The 10,175-nt window shown below is 66.8% G+C and carries 9 protein-coding genes; 6 read left to right on the top strand and 3 right to left on the bottom strand.

All coding sequences use genetic code 11. The annotated features are described in order from the left end of the window. The first annotated feature begins 14 nt into the window (after nucleotides 1-14). Nucleotides 15-647 carry a hypothetical protein gene (locus ACVWWN_RS27130; protein WP_457146611.1) on the top strand — a complete coding sequence of 211 codons (633 nt, stop codon included), beginning with the start codon at nucleotides 15-17 and terminating at the stop codon, nucleotides 645-647. Between the two features lie 374 nt (nucleotides 648-1,021). Here the strand turns inward: ACVWWN_RS27130 and ACVWWN_RS27125 are convergent, their stop codons facing one another. The 3 genes from ACVWWN_RS27125 to ACVWWN_RS27115 all read right to left on the bottom strand — a co-directional run bounded on the left by ACVWWN_RS27125 (nucleotide 1,022) and on the right by ACVWWN_RS27115 (nucleotide 4,319). Then, on the bottom strand, nucleotides 1,022-2,455 hold the full coding sequence (locus ACVWWN_RS27125) for a gamma-aminobutyraldehyde dehydrogenase (RefSeq protein ID WP_457146610.1): 1,434 nt from the start codon (nucleotides 2,453-2,455) through the stop codon (nucleotides 1,022-1,024). Nucleotides 2,456-2,474: 19 nt separating this feature from the next. Next, the gene (gabT, locus tag ACVWWN_RS27120) at nucleotides 2,475-3,815 is read right to left on the bottom strand and encodes a 4-aminobutyrate--2-oxoglutarate transaminase (protein WP_457146609.1); all 1,341 of its coding nucleotides are present in this window, start codon (nucleotides 3,813-3,815) and stop codon (nucleotides 2,475-2,477) included. 330 nt (nucleotides 3,816-4,145) lie between these two features. Further along, nucleotides 4,146-4,319 (bottom strand): hypothetical protein, encoded by a 174-nt coding sequence (locus ACVWWN_RS27115; RefSeq protein ID WP_457146608.1) that lies wholly within the window; start codon nucleotides 4,317-4,319, stop codon nucleotides 4,146-4,148. Nucleotides 4,320-4,461: 142 nt separating this feature from the next. Between ACVWWN_RS27115 and yajC the strand changes: the two genes are divergently transcribed. The 5 genes from yajC to ACVWWN_RS27090 all read left to right on the top strand — a co-directional run bounded on the left by yajC (nucleotide 4,462) and on the right by ACVWWN_RS27090 (nucleotide 10,172). Then, nucleotides 4,462-4,824 (top strand): preprotein translocase subunit YajC, encoded by a 363-nt coding sequence (gene yajC / locus ACVWWN_RS27110; protein ID WP_457146607.1) that lies wholly within the window; start codon nucleotides 4,462-4,464, stop codon nucleotides 4,822-4,824. 69 nt (nucleotides 4,825-4,893) lie between these two features. Further along, nucleotides 4,894-6,693: a protein translocase subunit SecD gene (gene secD / locus ACVWWN_RS27105; protein WP_457146606.1), complete on the top strand. Its 1,800-nt coding sequence runs from the start codon at nucleotides 4,894-4,896 to the stop codon at nucleotides 6,691-6,693. A gap of 4 nt (nucleotides 6,694-6,697) precedes the next feature. Then, on the top strand, nucleotides 6,698-7,981 hold the full coding sequence (secF, locus tag ACVWWN_RS27100) for a protein translocase subunit SecF (protein WP_457146605.1): 1,284 nt from the start codon (nucleotides 6,698-6,700) through the stop codon (nucleotides 7,979-7,981). A 5-nt stretch (nucleotides 7,982-7,986) separates the two neighbouring features. Beyond that, nucleotides 7,987-9,642 (top strand): ABC transporter substrate-binding protein, encoded by a 1,656-nt coding sequence (locus ACVWWN_RS27095; protein ID WP_457146604.1) that lies wholly within the window; start codon nucleotides 7,987-7,989, stop codon nucleotides 9,640-9,642. After that, nucleotides 9,609-10,172, top strand: coding sequence for an adenine phosphoribosyltransferase (locus tag ACVWWN_RS27090; RefSeq protein ID WP_457146603.1), 564 nt, complete (start codon nucleotides 9,609-9,611; stop codon nucleotides 10,170-10,172). Before ACVWWN_RS27095 ends, ACVWWN_RS27090 begins: the two co-directional genes overlap by 34 nt. Nucleotides 10,173-10,175: the final 3 nt, after the last annotated feature.

The raw sequence follows: 10,175 nt of genomic DNA, 5'->3' as shown, positions 1-10,175 counted from the left end.
ACTGAGGAGGCATCATGAGAGACACACGTGCTGATGTGCGCGGCGGCAGGTTGCGAATGCCTCGCAGCCGTGGCGCGGCGAGCGGATTTCTGTTAATCCTTTTGGGGATCTGGGGCGCGCTGATCCCGTTTGTCGGTCCCTTGTTCGACTTCGGATTCTCTTCCGATCAGGCGTGGATATGGACCACCACGCGGGGGTGGCTCGAGGTACTGCCGGGTGTGGTCACGGTGGTGGGCGGCTTCCTACTGCTGACGTCACGCAACCGCGCGACGGCGATGCTCGGTGGCTGGCTGACGGTGCTGGCCGGCGTCTGGTTTGTGGTCGGCCGCGACTTGGCCGGCCCACTGGGCATCGGTGAAGCCGAAACACCGGCCGGAGAGACCGCAGCCAAGCTGGCGTGGCTGTCGCTGAGCTACTTCTACGGCCTTGGCGCGCTGATCGTCTTCCTGGGCGCCGTCGCGCTGGGGCGGGTGTCGGTCCGCAGCGCCCGCGACATCGCGTATGCCGAACGACCGGTCACCGCGTACGAAGCGCAGCCGGTGGCGTCTGACGAGGTGACGGAGATTCAACCGGCGGTCGAGCCGGAACCACGGCGGCACCGGAGCTGGTCTGGAATATTCGGCCGGCGTCACACCCACGTGCACTGACCTGATTGCTGAGCAGACGCGAAGTCACCCGATACGCCGACCAAGAGGGTGACTTCGCGTCTGTTCGCTCATGAGTGACGCGCGAACTCTTGAGGGAGTTGCACGCGCGACGTCAGGCCGAGCTTGTTGTAGACATGGCGCAGATGCGACTGCACCGTCTGGTCGCCGACATCTGCGCGAAGTTCTTCACGCCGACCAGCTTCGACCACCGGCGCTCGATGTCGGCGACGCGGTCGCCGGCGTGGGCCATGAGATCGCGCCCCCGCTTCGTCAGCTCGATCAGCTTGGCCCTTCCATCGGCCGGAATGGGGCGCCGCGTCAGATCGCCCAGGTCGGCGCCGGTTGCTGGGCACCGTCACGCGGGCGCATATAACCTAGCCCGTGTACGCCATCACGTGCTTGATGCGGGTGTAGTCGTCGAAGCCGTACATCGACAGGTCCTTGCCGTGGCCGGACGACTTGTAGCCGCCGTGGGGCATCTCGGCGACCAGTGGGATATGGGTGTTGATCCACACGCAGCCGAAGTCCAGCGCCGCCGACACCCGAAGCGCCCGCGACACATCCTTGGTCCACACCGATGATGCCAGCCCGTACTCGGTGCCGTTGGCCCACGCGATCGCCTCGTCCTCGTCGGAGAACGACTGCACGGTGATCACCGGGCCGAAGATCTCCTCCTGGACCAGCCGGTCATCCTGCAGCAGCCCACCGACGACCGTCGGCTCGACGTAGAAACCCTGGTCGCCCTGGCGTCCTCCGCCGACTGCGACCTTGGCATGCGACGGGACGTCCTCGAAGAAGCTGAGCACCCGCTTCATCTGGTTGACGTTGTTGACCGGCGGCACCCAGGCGTCCTCGTCGTCGGCGGCCTTACCGAAGGTCGTCGTGGCGCCCTTGGCCTGCTCGGCGAGCGCCTCCGTGAGGTCGCTCGCGACGGAGGCCCGCGCCAGCACGCGGGTGGCTGCGGTGCAATCCTGGCCGGCGTTGAAGTAGCCGGCCGTCGCGATGCCCTCCGCCGCCGCGGCGATATCGCTGTCGTCGAAGACGATTACGGGCGCCTTGCCGCCCAATTCCAGATGTGTGCGCTTGAGATGACCGCCGGCGCTGACCGCAACCGCACGGCCGGCGGCGACGGAACCGGTGATCGACACCATCTGCGGGGTGGGGTGCGCGACGACGGCTGCGCCGGTCTTCCGGTCGCCGCACACCACATTGAGCACACCCGGCGGGAAGTGCCTGGCCGCGATCTCGGCGAGCATCACCGTCGTCACCGGCGTGGTGTCGCTGGGCTTGATCACGACGGTGTTGCCCGCGGCGATGGCCGGACAGAACTTCCAGATCGCCATCATCATCGGGTAGTTCCACGGGGAGACCTGGCCGATCACACCGACGGGTTCACGCCGGATCCACGACGTGTGGTTCTCCATGTATTCACCGGCCGACTTGCCCTCCAGCATCCGCGCCGCACCGGCGAAGAACCGGATCTGGTCGACCATCGGCGGGATCTCCTCGGCCATGGTCACGTGGTTGGGCTTGCCGGTGTTGCGTCCCTCGGCGGCGACCAGATCGCCGGCCGCCTTCTCGACGTCGTCGGCGAAGTCCAGCAGCGCCTTCTGCCGGCGCGACGGCGTGGTGCGCTTCCAATCGGCGAACGCCTTCGACGCGGCGGCGTAGGCGTTGTCGATGTCCCGTTCGTTGGAGATGGGTGCGGTCGTGTACTCCTCGCCCGTGGTCGGATCGACCAGTGGCATGGTCGCCCCGCTCACCGAGTCGACGAGTTCGCCGCCGATGAAGTTCTGAACCTTGGTCATCTGGATCAGCTCCTGATTCTTAAAGGTCCGCCAGGACAAGAGCGAGCACGTCGAGGCCCTCGACGAGAAGGTCGTCGCTGATCGTCAGCGGAGGGAGGAAACGCAGCACGTTGCCGAATGTGCCGCAGGACAACACGATTACGCCCGCGGTGTGGGCACCCGCGCACAGCGCCTTGGTGAGGTCCGCGTCGGGTTCGAGGCCGCCGGGCTTGACCAGCTCCATGGCGATCATCGCGCCACGGCCACGGACGTCGCCGATGCGGTCGTCTTCGGCCTGCAACCGACCCAGCCGGTCCTTCATCAGCGTTTCGATCTCGCGGGCCCGCTCCACCAGACCGTCGGCCCCAATCGTCTCGATGGTGGCCAGCGCGGCCGCGCAGGCAACCGGATTTCCGCCGTAGGTACCACCGAGACCGCTGACGTGCGGGGCGTCCATGATCTCTGCGCGGCCGGTCACCGCCGACAGCGGCAGCCCGTCGGCGATGCCCTTGGCGGTGACGATCAGATCAGGCACGACGCCTTCGTGTTCGCAGGCGAACATCGCGCCCGTCCTGGCGAACCCGGTCTGTACCTCGTCGGCGATGAAGACCACGTTGTTCTTGCGGCACCAGTCCAGTAGCGCGGGGAGGAAGCCGTCGGCCGGCACGATGAAGCCGCCCTCGCCCTGAATCGGTTCGATGATGACCGCTGCCAGGTTGTCCGCACCCACCTGCTTGTCCATCACGCTGATTGCTCGTTTGGCGGCCAGTTCGCCGTCGGTGGCCATCTCCTTGCCAAACTCGGAGTCCCGGAAGGGGTAGGAGAGCGGCGCCCGGTAGATCTCGGGGGCGAAGGGCCCGAAGCCATGCTTGTACGGCATCGACTTGGCGGTCAGCGCCATCGTCAGGTTCGTCCGCCCGTGGTAGGCGTGATCGAACGAGACCACCGCCGATTTGCGGGTGTAGGACCGGGCGATCTTGATGGCGTTCTCCACCGCCTCGGACCCCGAGTTGAACAACGCCGTTCGTTTCTCGCCGCTGCCCGGTGTGAGCCGGTTGAGTTGTTCGGCGACTGCGACGTAGCCCTCGTAGGGCGTGATCATGAAACAGGTGTGGGTGAAGTTGGCCACCTGCTCGCGGACGGCGGCGACGACGCGCGGCGACGAGTTGCCGACCGTGGTGACCGCGATACCGGACCCCAGGTCGATGAGCCGGTTGCCGTCGACGTCCTCGACGATGCCGCCGAACGCCCGGGCCGCATAGACCGGCATCGTGTTGCCGACCCCGCGCGCGACCGCGGCGCTCTTTCGATTGATCAGCTCCTGCGACCGGGGTCCGGGTATCGCGGTGGCGAGATACCGGCTCTGCTCGACGGTGCTCATTTCCGCCTCCTGAAGAACGGGGTTTTCGACGCTTGCCGACGTCGCGGTTGAGCCTAGTCGCAGCCACACCGATTCGATCAAAAACTCCGGCACCCCTGGCCGACATCCTCCGTCGAATCACAACATGACAACGGATTTCGTTGCATTCGAGCAATCCCGCTCGTGATGACACACCCCTTCGAGCATGACGCCCCACGGGTCGAGCCAGAAGGTCGCGATCGCGGCGACGGAGTCGTGCGCAGCGCGCACCGCCGTCCTGGTCGGCACCATGAACGCCAGATGTTGCAGACCGGGCCTGTGCCGCGAGTACTGCGACTCGTCGGCCGCAGGTTAGAGGAATCGGCCAGAAGAAGAGGTAGTGCCCGGCTTGCCGCCGCACGGGCGGTAGGCGAACTCGTCGTCGGCCTCCGGAAACGCCTCGAAACCGACGAAAGGCGTGATCACCTCGTGGTAAGCCTTCGCTGTCCGCAGAGCGGGGACGTTGATGCCGACGTGTCCGCGCACTACGCGACGCGAACAGCCGATCGCGGGCGGCAGGGGGGCTCGGCCATCGGCGGCAGCAATGGCACACTGGTCACGATGAGGCCCCTGACCTGCCGGTCTGGATGCCGTGACCGCAAGACCGAAACGAAAGACAGAAGTTCTGATGGATCTTGTCGTATTCCTGCCACTGCTGATCATCCTTGGCGCTTTCATGTTCTTCGCCTCGAGGCGCCAGAAGAAGGCCATGCAGGCCACCATCGACCTGCACAACTCGCTGCTGGTCGGCGACCGCGTCCACACCACATCCGGCCTACGGGCCACCATCGCGGGCATCACCGACGACACCGTCGACCTGGAGATCGCGCCCGGCGTCGTCACCACCTGGATGAAGCTGGCCGTCCGCGATCGCATCACCGACGACATCGACGACGTTGAGGATGACGAAGCCGGTACCGACGTCGACGAAACTCCCGAGTCGACCGCTACCGAGCTCACGGAGCACCCGAACACCAAGACTGATAACTGAGCATTCAGCATGAGGACGTACCCTTTGCGGGGCTTACGGACTGACTGATATCGAGGAGACCCTGACAACGTGGCATCGTCTTCGGCGCCAGTGCACCCTGCCCGCTACCTGTCGCTCTTCCTGGTTCTGCTGGTAGGCGCATTTCTTCTGGTGTTCCTGACGGGTGACAAGAAGGCCGACCCCAAACTCGGCATTGATCTGCAGGGCGGCACGCGCGTCACCCTGACCGCGCGCACACCCGACGGATCCAAGCCCACCCGCGACGCACTGAATCAAGCGCAGCAGATCATCAGCGCGCGCGTGAACGGTCTGGGTGTGTCGGGGTCTGAGGTGATCATCGACGGGGACAACCTGGTCATCACCGTCCCCGGCAATGACAGCAGCGAGGCGCGCAACCTGGGCCAGACGGCGCGGTTGTACGTCCGGCCCGTGATCCACGTGATCCCGGCGGAGGGCGCGACGCCGCCGGGGGCGGGCCAGCCCGGGGCGCCCCCGGGAGCACCGGGCGCACCACCCGGCGCGCCTCCGGGAGCACCCGGCGCACCGGGCGCACCGGGCGCACCGCCTCCCGGTCTTCCGCCCATCGCTCCGGCCGAGCCCGGCGCTCCCGTGGCACCGCAGGCACCGCCGGCGGGAGAGCAGGCCCCGCCTGCGCCGCAGCCCCGCCCGTATCCGCAGGAGCCGGCGCCGACGCCCGCGCCGCCGGCCCCGCCAGGGCAGACGCCGGCACCGCCGCCGGGAGCGCCGAAGAAACCGCAGACGCTGGCCGAGCGCATTGCCGACGAAAAGCAGTTGCGGCAGAGCACCGATCAGCAGATCCAGATCCTGGCGCTGCAGTTCCAGGCCACCCGCTGCGACGAGGATGACGTCCTGGCCGGCAACGACGATCCGAATCTGCCTCTGGTCACCTGTTCGCAGGACGGCAAAGAGGTGTATCTGCTGGACAAATCCATCATCAGCGGCACCCAGATCAAGACGGCTGACTCCGGACTCGATCAGCAGCAGGGCCGGTACGTCGTGACGGTGGAGTTCAACAGCGAAGCGTCCAAGATCTGGGCCGACTTCACCGCGGCCAACGTCGGCACCCAGACCGCCTTCGTGTTGGACTCGAAGGTGGTCAGCGCGCCGCAGATCCAGGAGGCGATTCCCGGCGGTACCACCCAGATCACCGGCCAGTTCACCGCCGACTCCGCGCGCGAATTGGCCAATGTGCTGAAGTACGGGTCGCTGCCGTTGTCATTCGAGTCGTCGGAGGCCGAAACCGTCTCGGCGACATTGGGTTTGTCGTCGCTGCGGGCCGGCCTGATCGCCGGCGCGATCGGTCTGGCGGCGGTGCTGCTGTATTCGCTGCTGTACTACCGGGTGCTCGGGTTGCTCACCGCGCTGTCGCTCGTGGCCTCCGGCGCAATGGTTTTCGCGATCCTGGTGCTGCTCGGCAGATACATCAACTACACATTGGACCTGGCTGGCATCGCAGGTCTGATCATCGGTATCGGCACTACAGCCGACTCGTTCGTGGTGTTTTTCGAACGCATCAAAGACGAGATACGAGAAGGCCGTTCGTTCCGGTCTGCGGTCCCGCGCGGTTGGGCACGGGCGCGGAAGACGATTCTGTCGGGTAACGCGGTGACCTTCCTGGCGGCGGCGGTGCTCTATGTGCTGGCCGTCGGGCAGGTCAAGGGCTTCGCGTTCACGCTGGGCCTGACGACGATCCTCGACGTGGTTGTGGTGTTCCTGGTGACCTGGCCGCTGGTGTACCTGGCGTCGAAGTCGCCGACCCTGGCCAAGCCGGCCTTCAACGGCCTCGGCGCGGTACAGCAGATCGCCCGCGAACGACGAGCGGCCGCGCACGCGACGGGACGGGGATAACACCATGGCCGCCAAGCATTCATCCGACGTCACCGAGTCCGACGCCGTCGAGGCGCCCGACCTGGAAGCCTCGGCAGCGGGAGCGCCACGGCACGGCTTCTTCGTCCGTCTGTACACCGGCACCGGCGCCTTCGAGGTCATCGGGCGCCGCAAGATGTGGTACGCGATCAGCGGAGCCATGGTGGCGGTGGCGATCGTCAGCATCCTGGTGCGGGGCTTCACCTTCGGTATCGACTTCGAGGGTGGCACCAAGGTGTCGATGCCGGTCGCCGGACAGTCGGGCGACGCCACCACCCAGCAGGTCGAGAACGCGTTCAGCAAGGCGCTCGGCAAAAGTCCCGAGTCGGTGGTGATCGTCGGCAACGGCAGTTCGGCCACCGTGCAGATCCGCTCGGAGACGCTGACCAACGACGAGACCGAACAGCTGCGCAACACGTTGTTCGACGCGTTCCACCCCAAGGGCGGCGACGGTCAGGCGAGTAAGCAGACGATCAGCGACTCGGCGGTGTCCGAGACGTGGGGCGGTCAGATCACCAAGAAGGCACTGATCGCGCTCGTGGTGTTCCTGCTGTTGGCCTCCATCTACATCACCTGGCGCTACGAGCGCTACATGGCGATGGCGGCACTGGCGACGCTGGTCTTCGACCTGGTGGTGACCGCGGGGGTGTATTCACTCGTCGGTTTCGAGGTCACCCCGGCGACGGTCATCGGGCTGCTGACGATTCTGGGCTTCTCGCTCTACGACACCGTCATCGTGTTCGACAAGGTCGAGGAGAACACCCACGGCTTCGAGCACACAACCCGGCGCACGTTCGCCGAACAGGCCAACCTCGCGATCAATCAGACGTTCATGCGCTCGATCAACACCAGCCTCATCTCGGTGCTGCCGATCATCTCGTTGATGGTGGTCGCCGTCTGGCTGCTGGGCGTCGGCACCCTGATGGATCTGGCGCTCGTCCAGCTGGTCGGCGTCATCGTCGGAACGTACTCGTCGATCTTCTTCGCCACCCCGCTGCTGGTCAGCCTGCGGGAACGCACCGCACTGGTGCGCAACCACACCCGTCGGGTGCTCAATCGGCGTAAGCCGGCGGCCGCCAAGACCAGCGACACCAAGACCAGCGACGACGACGCCGACGCTGAGACCAGCGACGGCGAACCGGCGACCGTCGCGGCCGGACTCACCGAGACGCCGCCGGCCGAAAAGCCGGCTCCTGGCGCGCGTCCGGTCAGGCCGACGACCAGCAGGACCGGACGACCGTCGGGTAAGCGAAACCCCCGGCGGCGGTAGGTCGGATGGCCGCCGGAATCAAACGGGGAAGCGTACTGGCGGCCGTGCTGTCGTTGATCGGTGGCCTGGGCCTGTCGGCCTGCGGCGACAGTCACGCCGACTCGATCGACTACGCGGTCGACGGGGCGTTGGTCACCTACAACACCAACACCGTCGTCGGCGCCGCGTCCGGCGGCCCGCAGGCGTTCGCCCGCGTGCTGACCGGATTCAACTATCACGGACCCGACGGGCAAATCGTGGGCGATCACGACTTCGGCACCGTCTCCGTCGTGGGACGGGCGCCGCTGGTGCTCGACTACGAGATCAACGCCAACGCGGTGTATTCCGACGGCAAGCCGATCACGTGTGACGACATGGTGCTCGCCTGGGCGGCGCAGTCCGGCCGGTTTCCGGCGTTCGACGCCGCCAATCGCGCCGGCTACAGCGACGTCGCATCGGTCGATTGCGCGCCGGGGCAGAAAAAAGCCCGTGTCTCGTTCGCGCAGGACCGTGGATTCATCGACTTCGGCCAGTTGTTCGCGGCGACATCGATGATGCCGTCGCACGTCATCGCCGACGAACTCGGTCTAGGAGACGCCGGCGTCACGTCTGCGATCGCCAACAACGACGGCCCGGCCGTCGAGCGCATCGCCCAGGTGTGGAACAACACCTGGACGCTCAAGAGCGATATCGACCTCAAGCGGTTCCCGTCGTCGGGGCCGTACAAGATCGAATCGGTCACCAAGGACGGCGCCGTTGTGCTGGTGGCCAACGACAAGTGGTGGGGCGCCAAACCCGAGACCGCCAAGGTCACCGTGTGGCCGCGCGGCGCCGACATCCAGGACCGCGTCAATCAGGGCTCCTACGATGTCGTCGACGTCGCGGAGGGTTCGTCGGGCACGCTGAACCTGCCCGACGACTATGTGCGCACCGATTCGCCGTCGGCCGGTATCGAGCAGCTCATCTTCGCGCCGCAGGGCCCGCTGGCCGCCCCACCGGCGCGACGCGCGCTCGCGCTGTGCACCCCGCGTGATGCGATCGCGAAGAACGCCGAAGTGCCGATTGCGAACTCGCGGCTGAATCCGGCGACCGAGGATGCGTTCGGCGCCACCGAAGGGGCCGTCGAGGCGGGCCAGTTCGCGGTCGCCAACCCGGACGCGGCCCGCGGGTCGATCAACGGTCAGCCGCTGACGGTCCGCGTCGGCTACCAGAGTCCGAATGCGCGCCTGGCCGCAACGGTAGGCGCGATCGCCAAGGCGTGCGCACCCGCGGGCATCACCGTGCAGGACGTGGCCTCCGGCACCACCGGCCCGCTGGCGCTACGCAACAACGAGATCGACGTGCTCATCGCCAGCACGGGTGGCGCCGCGGGCAGTGGGTCCACCGGCTCCTCGGCGATGGACGCCTATGACCTGCATACCGGCAATGGCAACAACCTGTCGGGCTACGCCAACGAGCGGATCGACGGCATCATCGCCTCGATGGCCGTCACGTCCGATCCCAAGGAGCTGGCGCGGCTGCTGGGTGAGGCAGGACCGATCCTCTGGGCAGACATGCCGACGCTGCCGCTATACCGTCAACAGCGAACCCTGCTCACATCGAAGAAGATGTATGCGGTGAGCAGCAACCCGACTCGATGGGGCGCGGGATGGAACATGGACCGCTGGGTGCTCAGTCGGTGACGGGCTCGTCCGAGATCGGGCGGCTGATCGCCTCCCTGACGCGCGAAGTGCCCGACTTTCCCGAACCGGGCGTCGACTTCAAAGACCTGACCCCGGTGCTGGCCGACGCGCGCGGCCTGGCCGCGGTGACCGACGCGCTCGCGGAGATCGCCGAGGGCGCCGATCTGGTGGCCGGAGTAGACGCCCGCGGGTTTCTGCTCGGCGGCGCCGTGGCCGTCAAACTCGGCATCGGCGTGCTGGCGGTCCGTAAGGGCGGAAAGCTTCCGCCGCCGGTATTCAGCGAGACCTACCAGCTCGAATACGGCACAGCCACCCTCGAGGTGCCGGCCGACGGGATCGAGATCGCCGGGCGCTCGGTGGTGATCATCGACGACGTCCTGGCCACCGGCGGAACCGTCGCCACCACCGCCGCGCTGCTCCGGCAGGCGGGCGCGACCGTCCCCGGTGCCGCTGTGGTGCTCGAATTGTCCGCGTTGGGCGGCCGCGACGTGCTCAAACCGCTACCGGTCAGCAGCCTGTACACGGTCTGAGCG

Source organism: Mycobacterium sp. URHB0021 (assembly GCF_054057895.1).
The sequence above is the reverse complement of the archived record's forward strand: the minus strand, read 5'-3'. Positions and strand labels throughout refer to the sequence as shown.